Below are 25,943 nucleotides of genomic sequence, written 5' to 3' on the forward strand. Positions count from 1 at the left end.
TTAAATGGTATTAATTGTGTTTATATTTTTTTTAAACAGCAGATGTGATTAATTTTGCAAAAATAAGTTTAAAAAATGACTATCAAAGAAATACAAGAAGAAATTATAGATGAGTTTTCAATGTTTGAAGATTGGATGGAACGTTATGAATATATTATTGAAATTGGAAAATCACTTCCACTTATTGATGATTCATTTAAAAAAGATGAAAATTTAATTGTTGGATGCCAGTCTAAAGTGTGGTTACATTCTGAAATTGAAGGAAATAAACTACAATTTAGTGCCGATAGTGACGCCATTTTAACCAAAGGAATAGTAGCTCTTTTACTACGTGTTTTTAACAATCAAAAACCACAAGATATTTTAGCCGCAGACTTATATTTTGTTGATGAAATTGGTTTAAAAGAACATTTATCGCCAACGCGTGCCAACGGTTTAGTATCCATGATTAAACAAATAAAATTGTATGCTTTAGCTTTTCAATCAAAATTAAGTTAAATAATGTATATTTGTACTTATTTAGAATGAATATAAAGAAAGGTTTATACAATGAATAGTGAACGTGTAGCAGATTTAGGCGATAAAATAGTAGAAAAATTGAAGACTATTTACGACCCAGAGATACCTGTAGATATTTTTGAATTAGGCTTAATTTATGATGTTTTTGTTAGCGAAAACAACGACGTTAAAATATTAATGACCCTAACTTCTCCAAATTGTCCAGTTGCAGAAACTTTACCTGTAGAGGTTGAAGAAAAAGTTAAAACCATTGAAGAAGTTAACAATGCTGAAGTGGAAATTACTTTTGACCCAATGTGGACACAAGATATGATGAGCGAAGAAGCAAAACTAGAACTTGGTTTTTTATAAATGGTTGATGAAATTGTAAATAGAATTGCCAACAGCAATTTAAAAACAATTAACCTAGAAGATTTTTATCCGAAAGGTGAAAGAACCGTTATTGATATAAAAATTTGGCTTTTTCATGAACTTATTTTAAAAGAAGCTGACTTTAGAACGCATGTATCAAATCATGATTGGAGTCAATATCAAAACCAATATATTGCATTAACTTGTTCTTCTGATGCTATTATACCTTCTTGGGCTTTCATGTTAATTACAACATACCTAAGTCCATTTGCAAAAAAAATTGTTATTGGAAACTTAAAAGAATTAGAAACTTCCATTTTTCAAGAAATAATTACCAATTTAACTATTGACGAGTTTATTGACAAACCCATAATTATTAAAGGATGCGCTCATAAACCAATACCAGAAACGGCTTATATTCAATTAATTGAAAAACTACAACCCATTGCAAAAACAATTATGTTTGGCGAAGCTTGCTCAACAGTTCCACTTTTTAAAAGAAAAAAATAATTTTAGTGACTTTTTCATAAAAATTATGTCCAATAATAAAACCATTAAATTATAAATTAAAATAAAAAGTATGAAAAAAGTAATTTTATTTATTGCAATTACTTGTAGCATAAACTCATTATTTGCGCAAGAAAAAGAAGGTCCAAAAGACGGATGGACTAAAAATGGAAAAATTTCATTGCTATTTAATCAATCTGCATTTTCAAATTGGGTTGCCGGCGGAGAAAACAATATTGCAGGTAATTTAGGTTTAAATTACGACTTTAATTATGTGAAAGGAAATTTAAACTGGGACAATAAAATAATTGCCGCATACGGTTTAACAAAAAGTAAAAACAGTCCTTTTGAAAAGAAAACAGATGACCGATTTGAGTTTAATTCTGTTGTAGGAAAAAAAGCTTCAGGCTATTGGTTTTATTCTGGTTTTTTAAATTTTAAAACACAATTTACTGAAGGCTACAAATATGAAACGGATGCAAATGGCGCCGAAATTAGAACGTCATATACCAATTTTATGTCACCTGCTAATTTATCATTTGGACCAGGTATGTTGTGGAAAAAAAGCGATAATTTTAAATTTAATTTAGCTCCTGCAACTGCAAAAATTGTAATTGTTGATAAAGACTTAACCCTTCCAAACGATGCTTATTTTGGTGTTGAAGAAGGAAAAAGTACCCGTTTTGAGTTAGGTTTTAATGCTGCAGCTTATGCTAAAGTAAATGTAATGGAAAACGTTTCCATGGAAAATATTTTAAATTTATATTCAAACTATTTAGAAGATCCTCAAAATATAGATTTAGATTACACCATGAATTTAGTAATGGCTATAAACAAATATTTATCAGCAAATGTTAGTTTCCAAACTATTTATGATGATAATGCTTTTGAAGGTTTCCAAATAAGAGAAGTTTTTGGTTTAGGTGTAAACTATGAATTTTAAATACATCATAATTTAGTAACTATTAAAAAGATGCTTATATTTTTTGAGCGTCTTTTTTTTATTTCAAAATTGAAATTTAATTACTTAAATTCGCTTTTAAACTAATTGAGAATGTCATTACTAATATTTTACGCTGCTATTTCAATATTTTTTTCGTTTTTATGTTCCATTTTAGAGGCTGTTTTGTTAAGTATAACACCCACTTTTGTAAATATAAAAAAACAAGAAGGTAAAAGTTATGCTTTAAAACTTGAAGAATTAAAAAAAGATGTTGATAAACCTTTAATTGCAATTCTAACAATAAATACCATTGCTCATACTGTTGGCGCAATATTAGTTGGTGTTCAGGCCGAAACTTTAGAATATAAAATAAATATTTTTGGCATTAACACTGTTGGAATTATTTCAGCATTAATGACCCTATTAATACTTGTAGTTTCTGAAATTATTCCAAAAACCATTGGAGCCAAATACTGGAAAAAATTAGCTGGTTTTACTGCAAATGCTTTATTACCGTTAATTTTAATTTTAAAATATACTGGAATTTTGTGGTTGTTACAATTAACTACAAAACTAATTGGAGGAAGCGGTGGACATGGATCAATTTTAAGTAGAGAAGACTTTCATGCTATGACAGACATTGCCCACGAAGAAGGTGTTTTTGAAAAAAATGAAAGCGCCATTATAAAAAACCTATTAACATTTAAACAGGTACAAGTTAAAGATGTTATGACTCCAAGAACTGTAATGATAAGAGCTTCTGAAAACACTACTGTTCAAGAATTTTTTGAAGAACACCCAAAATTGCGTTTTTCTAGAATTCCTATTTATAAAAAAAATTCTGATAATATTACCGGCTTCATTTTAAAAGATGAAGTTATGGAAGAAATTATTAATGGAAACAGACAAAAAAAATTATCAGAAATAAAAAGGGAATTATTAATTACCAATAGAACCATTCCAATACCAAGCCTCTTTGAAAAATTTATTTCGCAAAAAGAACATATAGCATTAGTAGTTGATGAATACGGAACTACTAGTGGAATTGTAACTATGGAAGATGTTATTGAAACCTTACTTGGTTTAGAAATTATGGATGAAAGCGATAATGTTGAAGACTTACAACTACTCGCCAGAAAAAGTTGGGAAACAAGAGCTAAAAAAATTGGACTTATTGATGATCGACATAAAAAAGATAATCTATAAAATGAATTTTATTTCATTATAATACCTTAAAATTTATCACTTTGTAATAATTGTTGGTAATTAATATTCAACAAACTATTGAGAAATATCACTAGTTTGTTGAATCTTTTTTATTTACACAAAACTGTAGTGTTACTTTGATTCAAAATAGAAAATAAACTTTGAAATCAAAGAATTATGTCCATAGAAAGTATTAACGGTTGCATAGGATGTGAGGAGTGTATAAAAAGCTGCCCTACAGATGTAATTAGGTTAAATCCTACCACTAAAAAAGCAGAAATAGTTTACCAAGAAGACTGTCAAATATGTCATTTATGCCGTATGTATTGCCCGGTAGACGCTATTACAATTTCTCCTGAAAAAAGTATTCCAGTAATTGTATCATGGGGTTAATTATGAAAAAACAACGCAATATATTTAGGCTATTAATACTTGCATTATTTTTTATTATTGTGCCAATAGTATTATACAACTTAGGAGATTTTCCAAAAAGAAGTTTTTTAATGGATGTTTTATCAATCATCACAATTTTAGGATTTTCTTTATTCCTTTCTCAATTTTTTTCAACCAGAATAAATCAAAAATTGGTAAAAGATATAAGAATGGTTAATGTGCTAAAAATTCATAAGTTTATTGGATATTTATTTATTTCAATACTACTTTTGCATCCATTTTTTATTGTGGTTCCAAAATTTTTTGACAATGGAGTTTCACCTACAGATGCGTTTTTAACTTTAATAACTAGCTTCAACAGTTTAGGAGTAATTTTAGGAATCATTGCTTATACCAGCATGCTTATTTTGTTAATTACTGCGTTTTTCAGATTTAAAATTTATTTAAAATATAAAACATGGAGATATTTGCATGGTTATTTAACAACTCTTTTTATTATTACTGCAACTTGGCATGTAATTAATTTAGGCAGACACGGTACCAACCCTTTTTCAATATATTATATACTTGCTGTTGTTAGTGTTATCTATTTTTTATTGAAAACATACCTTTTTAAAACTTCAAAAAAATGAAAGAATCAACTAATAATTTATCTAGAAGAAAATTTATAGCCTTAGCAGGTGGCGCAGCTAGTTTTGCAGCAATTGCAGCAATGGGATTACCAACAGATTGGGCTTTAAACACTACTAAAGTTGATGTTGATTCATTAAGTTTTGATAAAATTAAAACCGATGTATTGGTTATTGGTGGCGGTATGGCAGGTTTATTTGCCGCAGTTAAAGCGCATGATGCTGGTGCAAAAGTTTTAATGGTTTCAAAAGGAAGATTAGGAGCATCTGGGCAAACCCCTTTTGCGAAAGGAATATTTACCTATGATCCTAAAAAAGAAAAATTAAGCATTGATGAATTTGCACAAGCCGTATCAAGATCAGCTTTAGGAACCAACAATCCTGCCTACACAAAACAATTAGCAGAACATTCGCTAGATAGAGTAAATGAATTAAAACAATGGGGCTTTTTTGATTCTTCATTGTATAATAAAAGTTTTAGCAAACCCATAAACGACCGAAATATTCCTTTACAAGAACGTGTAGTAATAACACATTTAATAAAAGAAAATAATAAAATTGTGGGCGCCGCAGGATTTAGTTTAGATTCTGAAAAAATTATTTTTTATGAAGCAAAGAGCGTGATACTTTGCACAGGAGCTGGAGGTTTTAAACCAAATGGTTTTCCTATTTGCGATTTAACACATGATGGCACCATAATGGCCTATAATATTGGCGCAAAAGTAACAGGTAAAGAATGGAATGATGGACATCCTGCAAAATCTGAAAATGCAGCAGCCTGTTATGATGGTTGGGGAGATATGTTTGAGAAAAAGCCTGAAACCACAAGTGTTGAAATTCGTCACGATTTAGGTGTAGATATGAATTATACTGCTTATATAAATGGTGGCGCTGCACAAATGGGACCTCCAGGAATGGGAAAACAGGAAAATATAGTAGTAGGTGGCCCATATAGACCTGAAGAATTTAACAATGCAGGCGGTCATCAGGGGGGAAAAAAAGAAGGTGAAAAAAGACCTCCAAGAAAAGAAGGTAAAGGAGGTCCTCCAGGAATGGGAGGTAGTGTAGTTGGGGGTTCTTCTGCCGGAATGTCTATTCACAAAGCTGAGGGAATAGTTCCCATAAATGATCAATGTGAGTCTAACATTTCAGGTTTATTTGCCGCAGGTGATGCTTTAGGATCTTATATGGCTGGCGCAATTTACACGCAAATTGGTTCTTCATTAGCTGGTTCTGCCGTTCAAGGAGCTGTTGCAGGTGAGGCCGCTGCTAAGTATAGTAAAACTGTAAAAACAGCAAGTATTTCATCAAGCAAAATAAAAGAAATTAAAGAAGAAATTTTAGCACCATTAAAACGTGACGCTGGTTACAGCGCTGCTTGGGTTACACAAACATTACAAGGAATTATGATTCCTAACTTTATAATTTATATAAAAAAGGAAAACTTATTAAAAGGCGCTTTGGCTTATGTTGAAGAATTAAGAGATCATCATTTACCAACGTTAAGAGCAAAGAATTTTCATGAATTGCGTTTGGTACACGAAACAGCAAATATGATTGTTACTGCTGAAATGAAATTGAAAGCATCTATTATGAGAACTGAAAGTAGATGTAGCCATTACCGTATAGATTACCCTGAAGTAGATTATGAAAATTGGAATGTTTGGATAAATATTTTTAAAGGTGAAGATGGAACAATGCAGTTTGAAAAACAACCTTTTAATACTTGGCCCATATAATAGTAGTATTTAAATAATTAATATTTTTGGTTTGAATTAAGTTGAAAAAATCGGTCAGTCATAGGCCGGTTTTTTTTGTCCGTTTTGTAAAACCATTTTCATCAATAAAAAGTATAAGTTTTTTAAAGTTTATAAAGTTGTTAGTGCTAAAGTATCCGAATTTGGTTGATAAAATACCTGAGTACATTGATTTTAGTTTCTAAAAATACACTCATTTCATTTCTTTGTTTCAGCAAATGATTAAATAACAACCTTTTAAAAATAAAATAATGAAACTAAAAATGAACAAAATTTGGAAAATGTTAGTTGTAGTATTAGTAATTACAACAACAGCTTGTGGACAACAAAGAGGTGGACAAGAAGGACCTCCTGCGTTACCAACAGCTAAAGAAATTAAAACTATGGTTAGTGATTTATCAAAAGAGATTCTTTTAAGTGATGAACAAGAAGCTAAAGTTTTAAAATTATATACTGCACACTTTGAAGAAATAAAAGAAAAAACAAGTGCTGGAAGACCTGATAGAAATGAAATGGAAGCTTTAAAAACTTCACTTGAAAAGGAAATTACATCTATTTTATCAAAAGACCAGCAAACAAAATACGCTTCTTTTTTAAAGAAAAAACCATTGAGAAAAAATAAAATGTGATTTAAATAAGCATTAAAATATAAGTTTTGAGTTTATAATTAAGTTTGGTTAAATTTTCCTCACATGTTAAAGAAAATTAAATATGTGGGGAATTATTTGGTTGATAAAACAAGCCAGTTCATTGATTTCTTTTCTTAAAATTTAGCACATCATTTTTCTTTGTAGTTAAATAAAACAAACAATTTTATGGAATTTTTAGACATCCCAATTTTTGATGATGATTTTTACAAAATGCTTTTTAGATTTTGTTTAAACCTATTTTTTCTAACAATAATTATCAAGTTTTTATACTATAAAAATTCTAAACGAAAAGATTATTTATTTACCTACTATATGATTAGTATAATTGTATTTTTCTTATGCTTTACCCTAAAAAAATACAATTTAGATATTGGTATGGCACTTGGGCTTTTTGCAATTTTTGGAATTATTAGATACAGAACTGATGCTATTGCTATAAAGGAAATGACGTATTTATTTATAGTAATTGGTGTTTCAGTAATTAATTCATTAGCGAACAAAAAAATGAGCTATTCAGAAATTTTAATCGCCAATACACTTATAATTTTTGTACTAACTATTCTAGAAAAATTCTGGCATTTAAAACATGAAATCTCTAAAAAAATTACCTACGAAAATATTGAAAATGTAAAACCGGAAAATTATAGTTTGTTAAAACTAGATTTAGAGAAAAAAACTGGGTTAACTATTAATAGAGTTACAATTGGTGATTTAGATTTATTAAAAAATACTTCAAAGGTTACAATTTACTATTACAACGGAAAATTATAAAAAATGAAATTCAACAAAACCATATCAAACACTATCCTGTTTTTCTTTTTAGTTGCGTCTGGAATTACATATTCTCAAAACAGCGACTTAGGAAATTGGACGGCCATTGAATTGGAATATAAATTCAATAAAAAATTAAGTTTCGGATTAGAAGAACAACTTAGATTAAAAGAAAATATATCGCAAATAGATGAATATTTTACAGAAATAAGCACTGAATATGATTTAACAAAAAACTTCTCAATTGGCGCTGGTGCACGATTCATTAAAGAAAATGATAATGAAGGAAAAATTCAAGGAAATGAAAATCATTTCAGATTTCAATTAGATGCAGCTTATAAACATAAAATTGATCAGTTTTCACTTAAATACAGATTTCGTTATCAAAATAAAAATGAATTAGGAATTAGTGCATCTGAAGGCGATTATGCTAACCAACATATTCGATTAAAAACTTCAATAGGCTACAATATTAAAAAATGGAAATTAGATCCTGAATTTTCTGCAGAACTATTTAATCACTTCAAAAAAAATGAAGAAAATGGGTTTGATAAATTCAGATTATCTATAGGAACTGACTACGATTTGAAAAAATATGGAAAAATAAATTTATACTATCAATTTGAAAAAGAATTAAACACTAGCAATCCATCAATACTAAATGTAATTGGATTAAAATATAAATACACTTTTAAAAACAAATAAACATGAAAAATTCAACTATTAAAATTGCATTACTTTTTATTACAATTTCTATCGCATCTTATGTGCATATTAGCTGTTCTGATGATGAAATAATTTCTGATGCCGATACAACTGAGACAACTAACGTAGTTGTAGACGATTTAGACTTTACACCAACAGATTGGACAACCGAAACGCACAGCAAAGATGCAGACCCAAATTACACAGAAGTATTTGATAATACTGTTGTAAAACGATTAGATTTTGTGGTATCTAATACAAACTGGAAAGCTATGTTAGCGGATATGACAAGTCTTTACGGAACTTTTGGGTCATCAAATTCTGGTCCTGGTGGTGGCGGAGGTGGTGGCACATCTTTTTCTGATGAAGACCCAATTTTTGTTCCAGCTTCTGTATTTTATAACGGAAAAGAATGGTATAAAGTAGGTATTCGTTTTAAAGGAAACTCTAGCTTGCAAAGTGCTTGGCAAGCAGGAATTTTAAAACTTTCATTCAAATTAGATTTTGATGAATATGAAGATGATTATCCACAAATTAAAAACCAACGCTTTTACGGTTTCAAAAAATTTAGTTTAAAAAATAATTATGATGACGATGCTTTATTAAGAGAAAAAGTTGCAGCAGAAATTTTTAAAAATGCTGGTTTAGCTGTTTCAAACACTGGTTTTTACACGTTATATGTTGATTACGGAAGCGGACCACAATATTTTGGACTTTACACATTGGTTGAAGAAATTGATGATACAGTTATTGACACTCAATTTTCAAGCGGTGATGGAAATTTATACAAACCTGAAGATGATGGTGCAAATTTTGCAAATGGAACTTTTAATGAAGATGGATTTGAAAAGAAAACAAACGAAGATGAAGCTGATTGGAGCGATGTTAAAGCAGTATTTAGTGCCTTACACGCTAGCACCAGAACAACAGATCCTGCAGCTTGGAGAGCAGGTTTAGATGCTGTTTTTGACACAGATGTATTTCTTAATTATTTAGCTGTAAATACAGTAATTCAAAATTGGGATACTTATGGTAGAATGGAACACAACTATTATTTATATAATAATCCTTCTACTAATAAACTAACTTGGATTCCTTGGGATAATAATGAAGCATTACAAACAGGGAAACAAGGTGGCTCTTTAAATTTAAATTTCTCAAATCTTTCTGGTGATTGGCCATTAATATCATATTTATATGCAGACAGCGTTTACAAAGCAAAATATGACGCCTATGTAAAAGCAACTATAGATGGGCCTTTTGAAACAACACACATTCAAGCTGTTTATGATACCTATGCAGAATTAATAGCACCATACGCAACAACAGAAGTAAAAGGCTATTCCTTTTTAAATAGCAGTAGTTCATTTTATTCTGGTATTAGTGCCATAAAATCTCATGCAAGCAGCAGAGCAAGTGCGGTAACAACTTATTTAAAGTAAATTGATTTTAATACCTTTGTTTATACACTAAATCATAAATTGTATAAACAAAGGTGTTTTTAAAATAGAATAAAGATAGTAACCTTTAAACGATGAGCTTAATTAAAAAAAATTACAAATTCAATTATTTTGAGCCTTTAATAATTATTGCCTTTTGGGCATTATTATTTGCGTCTCCTCTTTTATTTGGACGATTTGAAGACCAAATTGAGTGGCAAAAAGTACAAACTGTTTGGTTAAACTTTTTACCTTTATTAGTGTTGTTTTTTATCAATCGTTTTGCTTTATTACCTAGGCTTTTTTTTAAAGGAAAAAGAGTTGGTTATTTTTTGAGTACCATTTCAATAATAGTCCTTTTTGCTGTTAATATTCATTTTTTTAATGATATTCCTATACAAAAAAGACCAAGACCAGAAGGTATTGAAAATTCAGGATTTTTAAACCCAACTCCTGAAAATGCTGATAGAATACCACCGCCGCCCATGAGACGTTCAGAATCTGCTCCTCAACCAATTCCACCATCAATAAACTTTTTAATTTTAGCTGTTTTATTAGTTGGTTTTGATACTGGTTTGCAAATTTCAATGCGTTGGTCTAGTTTAGAAAAAGAAAAGTTTAAACTTGAAAAAGAAAGTGTAGAAAACCAATTGGCCATTTTAAAAAACCAAGTAAGTCCGCACTTTTTTATGAATACTTTAAACAATATTCACGCATTAGTAGATATTGATTCTGAACAAGCAAAAACCTCTATTATTAAACTCTCTAACCTAATGCGTCATTTATTATATGATTCTGAAGGGAGCAAAACACCCATAAAAAAAGAAATATCCTTTATTGAAAGTTATATTGAATTAATGAAGCTACGCTTTTCTGAAAAAGTAAAAATAACAGTAGATATTCCTACCGTAATTCCAGAAAAATTAATCCCTCCGCTACTTTTTACATCACTATTAGAAAATGCTTTTAAACACGGAATTAGCTATAATTCAGTTTCTTTTATTGATGTCAAAATGAGTTTTTCAGAAGAACAATTAACTTTCATTATTAAAAATAGCAATCCTAATTTTAATAAAACAAGCACAACTAAAGGTATTGGAATTGAAAACACTAAAAAGAGATTGGACCTTATTTACGGCGAAAATTACACTTTAAAAGTTGATCACAACAAGGAGTTTTATCTAATAAATTTAAATGTTCCATTATGATTACATGTATAACAATAGATGATGAGCCCTTAGCTTTAAAACAAGTGGTTAGTTATATAAATAAAACACCCTTTTTAGAATTAAAAGGCAATTTTGAAAGTCCAATTGAAGCATTTTCTTTTATTCAGGAAAATACTATTGATTTGATTTTTATTGATATTAACATGCCTGATTTAAACGGATTAGATTTTGTAAAATCATTAAAAAATCCGCCAAAAGTAATTTTCACAACTGCTTATAGTGAATATGCTTTAGAAGGTTTTAAGGTTGATGCTATAGATTATTTATTAAAACCAATTGATTATGCTTCCTTTTTAAAAGCCGCCAACAAAGCCAAAGAATGGTTCAATTTAAAACAAAATGCTGCTGAAGAAATAAAAAGTAATGACGATTATTTATTCATAAAGTCTGAATATAAAATTGTACGTGTAAAATTAGATGACATTACGTACATTGAAGGCATGCGAGAATATGTTAGAATTCATTTAACTGTTGAAAAACCAATAATGACATTGCTAAGCATGAAACTTTTAGAGCAACAATTACCTTCAAATAATTTTATGCGTGTTCACAGATCTTACATAGTAAATTTATCAAAAATCTCAACAATTGAAAGAAATAGAATTGTATTTGACAAAACGTATATTCCTATAAGTGAGCAATATAAAGACGTTTTTCACCAATTTATTGAAAAGAATTTTTTACAGTAAATTTTTAATCCTCCTCATTATATTCATCATATAAAAAGTCGTTATACGGAAAACGTGTAATGTGAATTTTCTTTATTTCTTCAAAAACTTTCTCTTTAAATTCATCCAAATTTTCCTTATTTAATGCAGAAATAAATAGACAATTATCCCCCGATTTACTCATCCAAGTTTTGCGCCATTCATCTAAAGTATAATGAATTTCAGTTTTCTCAGTCACTAAATCATCGGCTTCAATAACTTCTGGTTCGTACGCATCAATTTTATTAAAAACCATTATTACAGGTTTATCTGAAGATTTAATTTCATCTAAAATTTTATTTACCGATGCAATATGATCTTCAAAACTAGGGTGCGAAATATCTACAACGTGTAATAATAAATCTGCCTCACGAACCTCATCTAATGTAGATTTGAAAGATTCTACCAATTGCGTAGGTAATTTTCTAATAAACCCAACTGTATCGGTTAATAAAAATGGAATATTTTTAATCACAACTTTTCGAACAGTTGTATCAAGCGTAGCGAATAATTTGTTTTCAGCAAAAACATCACTTTTGCTTATCACATTCATTAAAGTAGATTTACCAACGTTTGTATAACCAACCAAAGCAACACGCACTAATTTTCCGCGATTTTTACGTTGAACCGCCATTTGCTTGTCAATAACCTTCAGTTTTTCCTTTAGTAACACAATTTTTTCACGAATAATACGTCTATCTGTTTCAATTTCAGTTTCACCAGGACCACGTAAACCAATCCCACCTTTTTGTCTTTCAAGGTGAGTCCACAAACGTGTTAAACGTGGTAATAAATATTGACATTGTGCCAATTCAACTTGTGTGCGTGCGTAACTTGTTTGCGCTCGAGATGCAAAAATATCTAAAATTAAATTGGTCCTGTCTAATATTTTACAGTTTAAAACCTTTTCAATATTACGTAACTGTCCAGAAGAAAGTTCATCATCAAAAATGGCAGTTTCAATATTATGTGTATCAATATACGCTTTAACTTCATCTAATTTTCCTGTGCCAATAAAGGTTTTTGGGTTAGGACTATCTAACCGTTGAATAAATCTTTTTACCGCAACTCCACCAGCAGTTACTGTTAAAAATTCCAACTCATCTAAATATTCATTGGTTTTTTCTTCAGTTTGATGTTGTGTTATAATCCCAATTAAAACAGCTTCCTCAGATGTTACTTTTCTTTCTTCAATCATATTCAATACGAAAATTATTGTATTTATTTATTACTGCAAAGATACAATACTAAAGTAAATCTAATTTTGTATTTTGGACTTTTAATAATTTATTTATGTTTTCATTTTTTAAAACTGTTGGGAAAAATAAACAAGCATATACCATTGCTTTTTATAATCTTGAAAATTTATTTGACACGAAAAAAGATCCTACCATTTTAGATGATGATTTTACACCAAACGGCAAAAAACATTGGAATTACAAACGTTATAAACGAAAAATTAATAAATTAAGTAGCGTTATTTCTCAACTTGGCACAAAACGTTCGTATTATTCACCCGCAATTGTTGGCGTTGCTGAAGTTGAAAATGATGTAGTTTTAAATGATTTGATTAGTAGCATTAATTTAAAAAACGAACATTATGGAGTGGTTCATTATGATTCTCCTGATGAGCGTGGAATAGATGTTGCTTTATTATATAAAAAAGAACTGTTTGAGTTGCTGCATTCTGAAACTTTTACGTTATATATTGAAAATGAATTTGGTGTACGCGATTTTACCAGAGATATTTTATTAGTTAAAGGAAACTTAAATGGCGAATTAATGCATATTTTAATAAATCATTGGCCGTCAAGAAGAAGTGGTGAAGATGTTTCTGAAGAAAAAAGAATTAAAGCCGCTGAATTGGTTACATCAATTGTGCATCAAATTTATAATGAAACAGAAAATGCAAAAATTATTGTTATGGGCGATTTTAATGACGACCCTACAAACATTAGCGTTAAAAAATATTTAGTGAATGACACTTTTTATAATCCGATGGAACGATTAATTAATACTGGCCACGGAACTTTAAATCACGACAGAAAATGGCATTTATTTGATCAAATAATTTTTACAAAAAATTTTATCACTATAGAAGAAAATAAGCATTCTTTTAAATATGCCGAAATTTTTGATGAACACTTTTTAAAAGAATGGAAAGGAAAATATAAAGGAAATCCGTTTAGAACTTATGTTGGAAAATGGTATCAAGGTGGTTTTAGTGATCATTTTCCTGTGTATGTCTATTTAAAAAAGAATTAAAAAAGCATCCTAAAAAAGTTAGAATGCTTTTAAAAAAATTTAAGTAATAAATTATACTTCAGATATTTTTAATGGAATTGTATAAAGTTTATCTTTTTCGCCTGGGTTATTAATAGCTTTATAATTTAAGTTTTCTCTAATAAAATTTAGCACATCTTTGTTGCTTGAGTTTACATTTAGCACTACAATTTCTCCATTTGAACTAAATGTAAAAGAAATTAAAACAGTCATTTCATCTTGTACAACAAAATCTGGAGTTCCCAATAAATCAATAATTTGATTTCTAATTTCTTTTGTAGGAGCATCAAATTTATTTGTTTCCGTTGCAAACAAACTTCCAACTCCAATTAATAATGCAATTGCGGTAATTTTAATTTTTTTCATAATAGTAGATTTAGGTTAAACTTTAATAGTATTCAAATTTAACAGCAATTGATTGTTTATTTTTTAATTATTAGCTGATTAACAATTGTTTAACCCAACATAAGTACAAAAATAATATTACACGCAATCAATAAATTTTACACACAGCTAATTATCAACTAATTGCAATATTTAATTTTAAATTTTAAATGCTATTTTAGTTTATGATTTAACTTAATTTATGTTAAAAAGTTTATTGCAAAAAAAACTCAAGCAAAAAGCTTGAGTTTTTTAATTACTATTTTTGGTTAACTATTTAGTTACTATACTTATTGGCATAGTATATTGTCTTTTAACTTTACCTGGATTTTCAATTTTTTGACCATTTACATTCTCACGAACAAAATTTAAAATTTCTTTATCTATTGAAGCTACTTTTAAAACAACAATTTCTCCTTCAGTATTAAAAGTGAAAGTAATATTTACAGAAATTTCTGCAGCAACATCTGTAGTTGATGTTTCTAATAATTCTATAATTTGCTTTCTAATTTCATCTTTTGATACACTTGGAGTTTCTTCATTATTTGCAAACAAACCTAAAGTTCCTATTGCGAATGCAACTAAAAATAATTTTGCTTTTTTCATAATATTTGGTATTAATTTTTATTTCTATTTTATACTCCAAAATTACAACTAAAAAGCATTGTTTTTTTACATTTAAAAGATTTACCGCTTTGAAAATGATTTTTTAAACAAATTACATATTTAATAATATTTTATACTTTTTATTATTTGTTTTACATTTTTTTAACATTTGATTATCTATTTTTTACATTATCTTAAATTTGGATTAAAATCATTTGGTGCATTTTTCGGCGAATTTGGGTAAGAAATCAAATTATTTGAAACATTTGAATAAACTGTCCATTCGCTAATTTCAAACGCCGAATTTGGTTCATTTATATTTAAATTTCTAACAGCTCTTCCATCTAAATATTCCCAATTTGTACCATTTCCATCTTCACCAATCACACCAAAAACATCTATTGTTTCACCAGCATTATTTACCAATTCATATACATCATCTCCATTGCCAGAAATATAACTTGACTCAATTTCAGGAATATCATTAAATACAGTTTTAAAATCTGAATTGGCAATTATTATAAAACCACCTACTGGTATGGTTATTCCGCTTAAATCAACAGCACCACTTGAAACAGTTGTTGAGCCATTTATGTATTTATTTAATTTCCATCCCGATAAATTTATTTCAGTAGTTCCAGCATTAAACAATTCTACAAATCGAGCATTTACATTGTTAATAGGATCTGCAATTTCGGTAATCATCACTTTAGGAATAATTACTGGGCAAACATTATACGCTGTTAAAAATTGAACATCTTCAACAGTACGAATTTCTAAGTTATTATTTAAAACACCAACTATTGACCCATGACCTTTTGGAAATAATTGATTAGCAAAAGTTGCATTGCCATTTGTAAAAACCGTTAATTTTAATATTTCTCCGCATGTTTCTATAGTTCTTATTCCCTCATCATTTCCAGTAAAAAACGCAAATGCTTTTCCTAAATCATTGGCTACTAATTGCACATTATTTACTTGAACTAACGTGTTTTGATATTGTTCATCAAGAACATTGGCTATGGTAATTTCTGTTGGAATTATAGTATTATTTTCTTTGGTATTATAAATAAAACTATTAATAGCGTCTTGTTCAATGGCTGTAACTTTACTTCCTTTGGGGTATCCAATACTTAACACACCATCGTTTTTTGTCATATATAATTTGTTCAGTTTCACAAAAACTTTATCTCCAATAGCATACTGTTCAAAAATAGTTTCCATATCAACTAAAATTTGAACTCCTGCTGTCGGATTTTCTAACTTATCTTGAATTACCAATTTATTTTCAAAATTTCCTGAAGCATCACTTGATACAACAAAACCTTCAATAATATAATCTGTATCTACACCAAACTCTACCATTGTTTCTGTGTACATATTTTTTACTTGTTGTAAAGAAATAGTTGGCGTTAATGCATTTGAATAATTACAACGTGCTTGTTCTAATTTCACGTCGTTTGTATCTCGTAAATACAACTGATAATCTTCATAATAATTGCTAAAAATAGCTACAACACTTCCTTTACCTTCTGGCAATAATTCATTTTTAAAATTAGAATAACCGCTGTTTCTAACAATAACTTCATTAACCAAGTTACAATTGCTGTTAAAACTTTCTAAAACTCTATTAACGGTTTCAGTATTTTCAATATTCCCGTAAGATTTCCCTAAATCTGATGTTTTAAATTGTACATTTTCAATTTCAATCAACATTTCTAGCATACTTTCATTGAGCTGAGAAATTGACACTTTTTTAGGAATTATTTCAACCTCTTCACAAGACCGAATGATGTAATTATTAATTTCATAAGAAGAAATTCTACCCAATTCACCAGCAACAGCTTTTCCTATTTGAATACTTCCAAAACTATAACCAACAGCCAAACCTTTCAATTTCACATAAATTTTTCTTCCTATATTATATTTCGCATATAAATTGGTTTCATCAATAGCAATTTTTATGGCTGAAGTTGGATTTTCAGGTTTGTCTTGAATTGAAATAGTCTTGTAAATATTCCCTGATTTATCACTTGAAACTACATATCCTTCAATGATAACATCATTTTCAATAACGGTTGCACCACCAAAAGTGTACATTTCTTTAACTTGTGCTATTGTATTTGTAACAGTTAAATTTGGCTCAGTACAAACAACGTTTGGTGTTGAAAAATCTTGATCTTTTACACAACTTAAAAATGTACTAATTATTAGTATAAATGCTGCTGTGTATTTTGTAAGTGTATTCTTTTTCATAGCTAGTTTTTTTTAAAATCGTACATAAAGATTTAAATAAAAAGAAGTTTTATTACCATACCAATATTTAGGACCAAAAATTGGTTTATTTAATTGCTTATCTTGTTTAAGTTGTGGGTAATTTGATTTTCTAGACTGCTCAAAACCTCCAGTTTTATACAATTCTCCTAAAATATTATTAATACCCACAAAAAATCCGATAAACTTATTGTTTATCATCCAAGACTTTCCGCCAACTGCATCTAACAAAAAAGCGTCATCAAATTTTTCCTGAGTCAATAGTATATCAACTTGATCTTGAGTAACCGGCAAACCTGTTTTGTCATCTAAAAAAGGAACTCCATCAGCATCAATATAAAAATTATCGGTGCGTAATAGTGGTGAAATATCTAAATAATTATTAGTTAAAAAACTTCCATTTATCTGAAACCACCAATATGCAGGATCTCTATATTCAAATGCAAGCGAATAAGCTCTTTGTGGAGTTCCTGAAACTTTATAATCTTTTAAATATGTAATTCCAAAATCACTATCATTATTAATTAAACTTTCTGATTGAATATAAATATGTGGATTATTATTGTATGTAAATTGACCAAATGAACCAGCTCCTAAAATTTTTATAGCTGAAGTAAGTTGGTATTCAACACTCAATTCTGCTCCAATATTTAACTTATTTACACCAGTAGTGATTTCATTTACAAAATCTGCCTGATCTCCCAATAAACCTTCGGCAAAAAAGAAAGATGTTTCTATTGCATCAGTAAATTGGGTATAATATGCGGTAAGTCTAGATTGAATTTTTGGTGACCTAAAAACATAACTAACATCTCCAGTTATAATTTTTTCACTTGTTAAGTTGGGAGTAATACTATTATTTACTCTAGCATTTGAAAACGTAGTTTTAATAGTTGGTGCATTAGAAACATATGCGCCATTTAAAGTAATTAAGTGTCGGCCTGTTAATTTATAAGTAAATCCGGCTTTGGTGCTAACATCTGAAAAAGATTGTTTTTTACTTTTTCCAAAAGAATTGGTAACGTATGTTCCGTTTTTATACAATCCATCACGTTGAAAATTTGTAGCTTTAAAATTGACACCTATAAAGTAATCGAAATCTCTAGTTATTCCTTGTAGTTGTGCAAATACTCCTATAACAGAGCCGTCTATTTTATAATTGTACTGAAATTTATCATTAACATTCACTACTCTATTTGGATTGTTTAAATTGTTTTGTTGCGCATTACCAACTGCATATTGATCTAAATCTAAAAAACCATCACTACCTAATAAATCTAACATTTTACCGTAATTGTTAGATGTTAATTGCTTAAAATTTACACCCGCATTTAAATTAACACTACTATTTAAACGAGTGTTTAAAGTAGAACTCAAAGAAATTTGTGTATCATCAACCCTATCTTCATATAAATAATACAATGCATTACTTTTATCAGCATTAAATTGATAAATTTTCTCCCAATTTATTTGTCCGTTATTAATAAATTCTTGCTCAGCTAGATAAGCATTTGCATAATCTGGATTTTCAGAATATCTTAAATAACTACTTGGCAAATATTTCCAATACGTTGGATCTGGATTTGGCGCATTAAAATAACCTAAACGGCTATTCCCAATATGTCCAAATTGATATGCAACTGTGGTTTTAAATGATATGTTTTCTTTTTCATAAAAATGAGTTAACATTATAACGGGCTCCATCACTTCCTTTATTCTAGAATTCCGTTTATATTCTTCTTGATTTCCCCAATAAGCATTGTATTTATAGCCTTTTAAATCGTACACTTCTTGTGTGTTTGGTGAAGATTTCCCTCTGCGGTTAGGTGAAGTAAATGCTGTTAAATTTAAACTATGATTGTTATTCAACTTTTTTTCGATAGCTAAAAAAGCTGCCCAAGCATTATAGGTAGTGCCATCTAAATAACCTTCATGCGCAAATCTGCGAGAAGCAGCAACAGCAAAAGCCCAACCGTTTTTATTTAAATCGGTGGCATAATTTGCCATAACTCTACCAGTATAACTCTTGTTGGTTGCTGCTGCAGAAACTTTACCTCCAGCTTTATAATCTGATACTCGTGTAGTAAAATTAGTGGTTCCTAGAATATTTCCGAAAGAATGATCGGCCGAAGCAATTCCGTTTGAAAATTCTTGATTTCTAAAAACATCGTTTAAGCCTCCCCAATTTCCCCATTGTGGTCGTCCATCATATAGTTTATTCATTTCAATACCATTTATTGAAATTAGTCCGTATTTAGAATCGTAACCACGAACTTTAAACCAAGATTGACTAAAATTAAAAGCGGCTGCTCTTAAAAAAGCGTCTTTTGATGATTGAAACAAACCCGCAATATTATCCGAACTTCGTTCACCATTATCTAATAAATCATCGTCTGATAATAAAATAATACTCGATTCCTGAAATTCATTCTTTAACGGCTGCAAATATATTATGCCAATATTATATTGTTTCGTGTCAGAAACAATTATTGGAATTTTTTGCACCTCGTAATTTTCTAAAAAAACTTCTAAATAATAAGTATCCGGAAGTATATTTTTAAATTCAAACAAGCCATTTAAATCTGTTTTTTCAGAAATAATAGTGTTTTCAATTTTTACAGAAACTCCACTCAATTCCTTTTGAGAATTGAAATCATAAACAACTCCTCTTATAGAAGATTTTGTTTGTGCCGATATATTGAGTAAACAGAAAAATAAAACACTAGTAGTAAATACCAATGCTTTCATATACAATTTTTTTCTAAATTACTATTTTTTAAAATATCAACCAAACTGAAATTTAAATAATTGTAAATAAAAATTTATTTTTGGACCAATATTTGTTTGTAAATTTGTACATCAAAAAAAATACATGAAACTTTTTACACTTATTTTTACCTTTATTTTATTTACTTCAAATACTATTTTTTGTCAAAAAAAATACGATATAAAAACAATTGCTTTTTATAATTTAGAAAACCTTTTTGATACTGAAAATGACACGCTGATTAATGATGAAGCAAGCCCTATTATGGAAATTAAAGAAAATAGGGCAGAAATTTATCAGAAAAAACTAAATAACATGGCAAAAGTTATTTCAGAAATTGGTGAAGATGAAACTAAAAATAGCCCAGTAATAATTGGCGTTGCAGAAATAGAAAATAGAAAAGTGCTGGAAGATTTAATTTCAACAGATTATTTAAAGACTAAAAACTATAGCATAATACATTATGATTCACCCGATTTAAGGGGTATTGATGTTGGGTTTTTATATCAACCTTCATCTTTTAGACCTATCCACCATGAAACTTTTGAACTAAAATTATGGGAAGCAGACGGAACTAGAATCTACACTCGAGATCAATTGTTAGTTTCTGGTTATTTAGGTGATGAATTAATTCACATCATTGTAAACCACTGGCCATCTAGACGCGGAGGGGAAGAAAAAAGCCGACCAACACGCGAAAAAGCTGCCTATTTAAATACTCAAATAATTGAACAAATTAAATTAACAGATCCTAAGCCTAAAGTAATTATTATGGGTGATTTAAATGATGACCCAATTAATACCAGTTTAAAAGAAGTATTAAAAACAAAAGCAATTAAAGCCGAAGTTAATGAAGGGGATATTTACAACCCAATGGAAGATATGTTTAGACGTGGTCAAAACACTTTGGTTTACAGAGATAATATTAATTTATTTGATCAAATTATGTTTACTTCTCCACTATTAACTACTACAAAAGATTATAGCACCTATAAAATGTACAAAGCTAATGTATACAATCCTCAATACTTAACAACTCAAACAGGTAAATACAAAGGATATCCTTTTAGAAGCTGGAGTTATAGCGGATTTACTGATGGATATAGTGACCACTATCCAGTTTACATTTATTTAATTAAAGAAACTGAATAAATTTACTTTAAAAATCTTCTTGTAAATCTTTCAAAAGCAATTGAATACTGGTATTTCCATTCCAACGGTTTTCATCAATATTATAGGCTGCTTTAAAAGGTTTTCCATGTTGGATTAAATTTATTTTTGTACCCAAACCAAAACCAATGGCATTATAAGTTGATTGGTTTGAACCCTCAATAATACATAATTTTAAATGTGACTCATCTGCACCAACATTTCTACCGTAGCCATTATCTCTTAATCCCGATGAACTAAAAGTAGGTTTCATATTTTGTGGTCCAAACGGGCCTAATTGATTGATGATTCTAAAAAATTTTGGTGTTATTTCAGAAAGACTTATTTCAGCATCAATAGAAATTTCTGGTATTCGTAGTTCCTCTGTAAGTGTGTTTTTTACAACCTCTTCAAACTTACGTTTAAAATTTAGGTAGTTTTCTTCTTTAATTGTTAATCCGGCGGCATATTTATGCCCACCAAATTGCTCAATAAATTCTGAACAAGCTTCTAGTGCTTCATATATATCAAATCCTTTTACAGAACGTGCCGATGCCGCTAATTTATCGCCACTTTTTGTAAAAACTAAGGTTGGTTTGTAATAGGTTTCTATTAATCTAGAAGCCACAATACCAATAACACCTTTATGCCAATTTTCACTATAAACAACAGTTGAAAAGTTTTGTTGCTCATCAGTTTCTTCAATTTGTTGAAGTGCTTCATAAGTTATGGTTTTGTCTAATTCTTTTCTATCCGTATTATTTTGTTCAATCTCTGCAGCAAAATTAACTGCAGTTTCAAAATCAATTTCAGTTAATAATTCAACCGCATAATTTCCGTGCTTTATTCTTCCTGCAGCATTAATTCTTGGTGCAATAATAAAAACTACATCGGTAATTGTCAATTCTTCTTTTTTTATCTGATGAATCATTGCTTTAATTCCTGTTCTTGGTGATTGATTGATAATTTGCAATCCGTAATAAGCTAAAATCCTATTTTCACCAGTAATTGGCACAATATCTGCCGCAATTGCAACGGCAACTAAATCTAAATATTCAACTAAATCATCAATAGTTTGTCCTCTTTTTTCTGCTAATGCATGAATTAATTTAAACCCAACACCGCAACCACATAATTCTTTATAAGGATATGCACAATCTTCTCTTTTTGGATCTAAAACTGCAACAGCTTTCGGAATTTCATTTCCTGGTCTGTGATGATCACAAATAATAAAATCGATGCCTTTTTCATTGGCATACACAACTTTATCAATAGCTTTTATACCGCAATCTAATGCAATTATTAATGTAATTCCATTATCTTCAGCGTAGTCAATTCCTTGATATGAAATACCGTAACCTTCATCATACCTATCTGGAATATATGTTGCAACATTTGGATGAATTGTTTTTAAATATGATGCCATTAAAGAAACGGATGTAGTTCCATCAACATCATAATCTCCAAAAACCAATATGTTTTCAACGTTTTTAATTGCTTTTTCTATCCGTTCAACAGCTTTATCCATATCTTTCATTAGATATGGGTTGTGCAAATTTTCTAATTTTGGTCTGAAAAAATCTTTTGCTTGTTCAAAAGTTTCAATTCCACGCTGTACTAACAATTTTGCAATAGTATAGTCAACTCCTAATTCTTGAGCTAAATTTGAGGTAATAATTTTGTTTGGTTCGGGCTTAAAAGTCCAACGCATAGCATTAATTTTTCTTCAAAAATAAAGAAAATATATTCAAAAAAAGCCAATTGTTTTTCACTTTTGGCCTTTTATAAATCAATATTACAATTTAAAATTTACTTTTCTACATAAACTATTTCCGTAGTTACTTCCGAAAATTTACGGAACATCTCCATAACACCACAGTAGCGTTCTTCTGAAAGGTTTACTGCTTTTTCAATTTTATCTTTTTTAAAGTCTTTTCCATAAAAACGAAACGTAACCTTCACTTTATCGTAAATTTTTGGATGTTCTTCGGTTAAATTTGCTTCTACTTCAATTTTAAAATCATCAACTTCAGCACGCATTTTTTTTAGTAACGATGCAATATCCATTGCTGAACAACCAGCCAAAGCCGTTAACATCATAGCTTTTGGACGTAAACCTTTTCCTTGACCACCAACTTCTGGAGCTGCATCAATCATTACATTTCCTTCAGGAGCAACAGATTCAAATAACATTTGCCCTTTCCAACTAACTTCAATTTTATTTGTCATAATAATAAATCATAAAATATATAGAAGTCAAATTTACATGAAATATTTTCCTTTCCTCGTAACATTTTATACAAATTAATAACTAATACTTATATAAAGCTTCTTAAAAAAGAAACTTTAAAATTTACAAATTAAATAACTTTTTCACGTTTATAATTAAATGAATAATTAGTATATTCGATAACGACTTAATATTGTTAAATATGAAAGATTTTTTTACTCAATTATCAACTTTAGAACAAACCTACTGGATAATAGCATTGGTTGGTTCTGCAGTTTTTATTGTTATTTTTTTTCTCACTTTTATTGGCGGTGCAGATTCCGATATGGACACAAATGCATCAGAATTTCAAGCTGATGATGGTGGTGTGGGGTTTCAATTTTTTACTTTTAAAGGAATTGTAGCCTTTTTTACCATTTTTGGATGGACAGGTATTACTTGTTTAAATAACGGATTTTCTAGTACTGCAACTATAATAATTGCTACAATTGCCGGATTAATAATGATGGTTATAACCTCATCATTATTTTATTGGATGCACAAATTAGCAGAATCTGGCACTTTAAATATTAATAATGCTGTTGGTGTTATTGGTGAAGTATATTTACCAATTGGTGCTGAACGCTCTAAAATGGGAAAAGTGCAAATTAAAGTGCAAGGTAGTTTACGCGAATTAGAAGCAATTACTGATGAATTAGAAGATTTAAAAACCGGCGCGATGGTAAAAGTTAGCAAAATTGTAAGTGCCGAAATATTACTTGTTGAAAAAATATCTAAATAAAAAATACCTATGAATTTATTATCACTTTTATTGCCACTTCAATCGGCCCCAACAGCAGTTTATTTAATTGGAGCTGCCATTTTTATTGTAGTAGTGTTCTTCTTTTCTATGATAAGAAGATACAAACGTTGTCCGTCCGACAGAATTTTAGTTGTGTACGGAAAAACTGGCGGAGGTCAATCTGCCAAATGTATTCACGGTGGAGCTTCATTTATTTGGCCAATTATTCAAGATTACGAATTTTTGGATTTAACACCAATGTCTATTGAAGTAAACTTAACCAATGCCCTAAGTAAACAAAATATTCGTGTAAATGTACCTTCTCGTTTTACTATTGGTATTTCAACAGAGCCAAGCGTAATGCAAAATGCTGCAGAACGTTTATTAGGCTTAACATTAGAATCTGTAAAAGATTTAGCACAAGAAATTATTTTTGGTCAGTTGCGTTTAGTGGTTGCTTCAATGGACATTGAAGAAATCAATTCAGACAGAGATCAATTTTTATCACACATTACACATAGTGTTGAAGCCGAATTAAAAAAAGTTGGTTTAAAATTGATCAACGTAAATATTACTGATATTCATGATGAATCTGGTTATATTGAAGCTTTAGGAAAAGAAGCTGCGGCAAAAGCAATTAATGATGCTAAAATATCTGTAGCCCAAAAAGTTAGAGATGGATCTATTGGTGAAGCAGAAGCCATGCAAGACCAACGTGTAAGAGTAGCCGATGCTTTGGCTAAAGCTAAAATTGGAGAAGCGGAAGCCAACCAAACAGAACGTGTACAAGTAGCAGATAAAATTGCGACTGCAATGATTGGTGAAGCAAATGCCAACCAAAAAGAACGCGTATTAACTGCTGATGCCAGAGCAAAAGCAAAAATTGGGGAGGCAGAAGCGTTACAAATTGAAAGAATTAAAACTGCCAGTGCCAATGCAAAAGCTATTGAAGGTGAAAACCTTTCAAAAATTGAAATTGCAGAATCTGATGCTTTAAGAAGAGAGCGTGAAGCGGAAGCTGCAAAAAGAGCCATTGCAGCTGAAAAAGTACAAGCTGCAAAAGCCTTAGAAGAAGCGTATGCTGCTGAAAAAATTGCCGAAGATGCTAGAGCAAAACGCAAGGAAGCCGAACAAGGTGCTGATATAATTGTACCTGCTCAAATTTCAAAAAGAAAAGTTGAAATTGATGCGGAAGCGGAAGCTGAACAAATTAGAAGAATTGCAAAAGGTGAAGCCGATGCTATTTTTATGAAAAAAGAAGCAGAAGCAAAAGGTATGTACGAAATACTTACTAAGCAAGCGCAAGGTTTAGACCAAATTGTAAAAGCAGCTGGTGATAATGCTAAAGATGCTGTTTTATTATTAGTTGCTGATAAGTTACCAGAACTAGTTAAAACTCAAGCCGAAGCAATTAAAAATATTAAAATTGATAAAGTTACCGTTTGGGAAAATGGCGGTGGCGCTGATGGAAAAACATCAACATCTAACTTTATTTCTGGAATGTATAAAGCTGTTCCGCCATTACAAGAAATGTTTAATATGGCTGGAATGCAATTACCAACCTATTTAAAAGGTGAAGAAATAGAAAAACCTACTGCCGAAACCAAAAAAAGCAGTGAAGATACTACTGAATTAACTAATGAAAAAGAATAGTTTTTATCCA

The 25,943-nt window shown here is 29.6% G+C and carries 25 protein-coding genes; 18 read left to right on the forward strand and 7 right to left on the reverse strand.

Annotation, left to right across the window (positions count from 1 at the left end; genetic code table 11):
- Window positions 1-75 precede the first annotated feature (75 nt).
- The 14 genes from BM335_RS03545 (at window position 76) to BM335_RS03610 (ending at window position 11,788) form a co-directional block, all read left to right on the forward strand.
- Complete coding sequence (locus BM335_RS03545; protein ID WP_090223366.1) at window positions 76-498, forward strand: SufE family protein; 423 nt, start codon at window positions 76-78, stop codon at window positions 496-498.
- 51 nt (window positions 499-549) lie between these two features.
- Entirely contained in the window at window positions 550-870 is a 321-nt protein-coding gene (locus BM335_RS03550) for an SUF system Fe-S cluster assembly protein (RefSeq protein WP_090223368.1), read from the forward strand.
- On the forward strand, window positions 871-1,380 hold the full coding sequence (locus tag BM335_RS03555; RefSeq protein WP_090223371.1) for a DUF2480 family protein: 510 nt from the start codon (window positions 871-873) through the stop codon (window positions 1,378-1,380).
- Between the two features lie 70 nt (window positions 1,381-1,450).
- On the forward strand, window positions 1,451-2,320 hold the full coding sequence (locus tag BM335_RS03560; RefSeq protein ID WP_090223373.1) for a DUF3078 domain-containing protein: 870 nt from the start codon (window positions 1,451-1,453) through the stop codon (window positions 2,318-2,320).
- Window positions 2,321-2,431: 111 nt separating this feature from the next.
- The gene (locus tag BM335_RS03565; protein WP_090223375.1) at window positions 2,432-3,526 is read left to right on the forward strand and encodes a CNNM domain-containing protein; all 1,095 of its coding nucleotides are present in this window, start codon (window positions 2,432-2,434) and stop codon (window positions 3,524-3,526) included.
- Between the two features lie 177 nt (window positions 3,527-3,703).
- The gene (locus tag BM335_RS03570; protein WP_090223377.1) at window positions 3,704-3,919 is read left to right on the forward strand and encodes a 4Fe-4S dicluster domain-containing protein; all 216 of its coding nucleotides are present in this window, start codon (window positions 3,704-3,706) and stop codon (window positions 3,917-3,919) included.
- Window positions 3,920-3,921: 2 nt separating this feature from the next.
- The gene (locus BM335_RS03575) at window positions 3,922-4,551 is read left to right on the forward strand and encodes a ferric reductase-like transmembrane domain-containing protein (RefSeq protein ID WP_177219148.1); all 630 of its coding nucleotides are present in this window, start codon (window positions 3,922-3,924) and stop codon (window positions 4,549-4,551) included.
- Complete coding sequence (locus tag BM335_RS03580; RefSeq protein WP_090223379.1) at window positions 4,548-6,287, forward strand: FAD-dependent oxidoreductase; 1,740 nt, start codon at window positions 4,548-4,550, stop codon at window positions 6,285-6,287. The genes BM335_RS03575 and BM335_RS03580 overlap by 4 nt, the downstream gene beginning before the upstream one ends.
- Window positions 6,288-6,568: 281 nt before the next feature.
- Complete coding sequence (locus BM335_RS03585; protein WP_090223380.1) at window positions 6,569-6,934, forward strand: hypothetical protein; 366 nt, start codon at window positions 6,569-6,571, stop codon at window positions 6,932-6,934.
- 186 nt (window positions 6,935-7,120) lie between these two features.
- Window positions 7,121-7,726: a DUF4956 domain-containing protein gene (locus tag BM335_RS03590; RefSeq protein WP_090223381.1), complete on the forward strand. Its 606-nt coding sequence runs from the start codon at window positions 7,121-7,123 to the stop codon at window positions 7,724-7,726.
- Window positions 7,727-7,729: 3 nt separating this feature from the next.
- The gene (locus BM335_RS03595; protein WP_090223382.1) at window positions 7,730-8,431 is read left to right on the forward strand and encodes a DUF2490 domain-containing protein; all 702 of its coding nucleotides are present in this window, start codon (window positions 7,730-7,732) and stop codon (window positions 8,429-8,431) included.
- A gap of 2 nt (window positions 8,432-8,433) precedes the next feature.
- Window positions 8,434-9,873 carry a CotH kinase family protein gene (locus BM335_RS03600; RefSeq protein ID WP_090223383.1) on the forward strand — a complete coding sequence of 480 codons (1,440 nt, stop codon included), beginning with the start codon at window positions 8,434-8,436 and terminating at the stop codon, window positions 9,871-9,873.
- Window positions 9,874-9,965: 92 nt separating this feature from the next.
- The gene (locus tag BM335_RS03605; protein WP_090223384.1) at window positions 9,966-11,078 is read left to right on the forward strand and encodes a sensor histidine kinase; all 1,113 of its coding nucleotides are present in this window, start codon (window positions 9,966-9,968) and stop codon (window positions 11,076-11,078) included.
- The gene (locus tag BM335_RS03610; RefSeq protein ID WP_090223385.1) at window positions 11,075-11,788 is read left to right on the forward strand and encodes a LytR/AlgR family response regulator transcription factor; all 714 of its coding nucleotides are present in this window, start codon (window positions 11,075-11,077) and stop codon (window positions 11,786-11,788) included. The genes BM335_RS03605 and BM335_RS03610 overlap by 4 nt, the downstream gene beginning before the upstream one ends.
- Window positions 11,789-11,792: 4 nt before the next feature.
- Here the strand turns inward: BM335_RS03610 and hflX are convergent, their stop codons facing one another.
- Window positions 11,793-13,004, reverse strand: coding sequence for a GTPase HflX (gene hflX, locus BM335_RS03615; RefSeq protein WP_090223386.1), 1,212 nt, complete (start codon window positions 13,002-13,004; stop codon window positions 11,793-11,795).
- Between the two features lie 95 nt (window positions 13,005-13,099).
- Between hflX and BM335_RS03620 the strand changes: the two genes are divergently transcribed.
- Window positions 13,100-14,071, forward strand: coding sequence for an endonuclease/exonuclease/phosphatase family protein (locus tag BM335_RS03620; RefSeq protein ID WP_090223387.1), 972 nt, complete (start codon window positions 13,100-13,102; stop codon window positions 14,069-14,071).
- A gap of 51 nt (window positions 14,072-14,122) precedes the next feature.
- Here the strand turns inward: BM335_RS03620 and BM335_RS03625 are convergent, their stop codons facing one another.
- The 4 genes from BM335_RS03625 to BM335_RS03640 all read right to left on the reverse strand — a co-directional run bounded on the left by BM335_RS03625 (window position 14,123) and on the right by BM335_RS03640 (window position 20,101).
- Complete coding sequence (locus tag BM335_RS03625; protein WP_090223388.1) at window positions 14,123-14,455, reverse strand: hypothetical protein; 333 nt, start codon at window positions 14,453-14,455, stop codon at window positions 14,123-14,125.
- 291 nt (window positions 14,456-14,746) lie between these two features.
- On the reverse strand, window positions 14,747-15,079 hold the full coding sequence (locus BM335_RS03630; protein WP_090223389.1) for a hypothetical protein: 333 nt from the start codon (window positions 15,077-15,079) through the stop codon (window positions 14,747-14,749).
- Between the two features lie 189 nt (window positions 15,080-15,268).
- Window positions 15,269-17,335 (reverse strand): DUF5689 domain-containing protein, encoded by a 2,067-nt coding sequence (locus BM335_RS03635; RefSeq protein WP_090223390.1) that lies wholly within the window; start codon window positions 17,333-17,335, stop codon window positions 15,269-15,271.
- Window positions 17,336-17,347: 12 nt separating this feature from the next.
- A complete protein-coding gene (locus BM335_RS03640; protein WP_090223391.1) occupies window positions 17,348-20,101 on the reverse strand; it encodes a TonB-dependent receptor in 2,754 nt (917 codons plus the stop codon).
- A gap of 124 nt (window positions 20,102-20,225) precedes the next feature.
- Between BM335_RS03640 and BM335_RS03645 the strand changes: the two genes are divergently transcribed.
- Complete coding sequence (locus BM335_RS03645) at window positions 20,226-21,272, forward strand: endonuclease/exonuclease/phosphatase family protein (RefSeq protein WP_090223392.1); 1,047 nt, start codon at window positions 20,226-20,228, stop codon at window positions 21,270-21,272.
- A gap of 7 nt (window positions 21,273-21,279) precedes the next feature.
- On the opposite strand, the gene recJ is transcribed toward BM335_RS03645, so the two are convergent.
- Window positions 21,280-22,980 (reverse strand): single-stranded-DNA-specific exonuclease RecJ, encoded by a 1,701-nt coding sequence (recJ, locus tag BM335_RS03650; RefSeq protein WP_090223393.1) that lies wholly within the window; start codon window positions 22,978-22,980, stop codon window positions 21,280-21,282.
- A gap of 98 nt (window positions 22,981-23,078) precedes the next feature.
- Window positions 23,079-23,498 (reverse strand): OsmC family protein, encoded by a 420-nt coding sequence (locus BM335_RS03655; RefSeq protein WP_090223394.1) that lies wholly within the window; start codon window positions 23,496-23,498, stop codon window positions 23,079-23,081.
- A 203-nt stretch (window positions 23,499-23,701) separates the two neighbouring features.
- Here BM335_RS03655 and BM335_RS03660 point away from each other — a divergent pair, with 203 nt between their 5' ends.
- Complete coding sequence (locus tag BM335_RS03660; protein ID WP_090223395.1) at window positions 23,702-24,280, forward strand: hypothetical protein; 579 nt, start codon at window positions 23,702-23,704, stop codon at window positions 24,278-24,280.
- Between the two features lie 9 nt (window positions 24,281-24,289).
- On the forward strand, window positions 24,290-25,933 hold the full coding sequence (locus BM335_RS03665; protein WP_090223396.1) for a flotillin family protein: 1,644 nt from the start codon (window positions 24,290-24,292) through the stop codon (window positions 25,931-25,933).
- The last annotated feature ends 10 nt before the right edge of the window (window positions 25,934-25,943 follow it).

This window comes from Lutibacter maritimus (assembly GCF_900116115.1).
Taxonomy (GTDB): Bacteria; Bacteroidota; Bacteroidia; order Flavobacteriales; family Flavobacteriaceae; genus Lutibacter; species Lutibacter maritimus.